Below are 1128 nucleotides of genomic sequence, written 5' to 3'. Positions count from 1 at the left end.
CATCTATAATAAAGCTGTATGATTCAATGAATGTAATCGAACAAATCTAATAATTACGAATGGAGCATACAACTATGAAAATAACAACAATTGCTAAAACAAGTTTAGCACTAGGCCTTTTAACAACGGGTGTAATCACAACGACAACGCAAGAAGCAAACGCGACAACACCATCTTCCACTAAAGTGGAAGCACCACAATCAACACCGCCCTCAACTAAAGTAGAAGCACCGCAATCAAAACCAAACGCGACAACACCGCCTTCAACTAAAGTGGAAACACCGCAACAAACACCGAACGCGACAACACCATCTTCAACTAAAGTGGAAACACCACAATCGCCAACCACAAAACAAGTACCAACAGAAATAAATCCTAAATTTAAAGATTTAAGAGCGTATTATACGAAACCAAGTTTAGAATTTAAAAATGAGATTGGTATTATTTTAAAAAAATGGACGACAATAAGATTTATGAATATTGTTCCAGATTATTTCATATATAAAATAGCTTTAGTTGGAAAAGACGATAAAAAATATGATGAAGGAGTACATAGGAATGTCGATGTATTTGTCGTTTTAGAAGAAAAAAATAAATATGGAGTGGAAAGATACTCGGTCGGTGGTATCACAAAGAGTAATAGTAAAAAAGTTGATCACAAAGCAGGAGTAAGAATTACTAAAGAAGATAATAAAGGTACAATCTCTCATGATGTTTCAGAATTCAAGATTACTAAAGAGCAGATTTCCTTGAAAGAACTTGATTTTAAATTGAGAAAACAACTTATTGAAAATCATAATCTGTACGGTAACGTTGGTTCAGGTAAAATTGTTATTAACATGAAAAACGGTGGAAAGTACACGTTTGAATTACACAAAAAATTACAAGAAAATCGCATGGCAGACGTCATAGATGGCACTAATATTGATAACATTGAAGTGAATATAAAATAATCATGACATTCTCTAAATAGAAGCTGTCATCGGAAAAACAAGAAGTTCAGTGACAACGGCCTACATGTTGCTTAGCTTCTTTTGTTATGTTCGATGATTTGAGAACCCGAATTTTCGATGGGTCCAAATATGACGTGGAAGAGTCCTGAATTTATCTGTAAATCCCTATCTATCG

At 34.0% G+C, this 1128-nt stretch carries 1 protein-coding gene; it reads left to right on the top strand.

What is annotated here, in order from left to right; translation table 11 throughout:
* Positions 1 to 74: 74 nt before the first annotated feature.
* Complete coding sequence (locus IDG60_RS15275; RefSeq protein WP_000705657.1) at positions 75 to 953, top strand: superantigen-like protein SSL4; 879 nt, start codon at positions 75 to 77, stop codon at positions 951 to 953.
* The last annotated feature ends 175 nt before the right edge of the window (positions 954 to 1128 follow it).

This window comes from Staphylococcus sp. EG-SA-2, from assembly GCF_017152085.1.
This window is presented reverse-complemented; position numbering and strand designations above follow the sequence as displayed.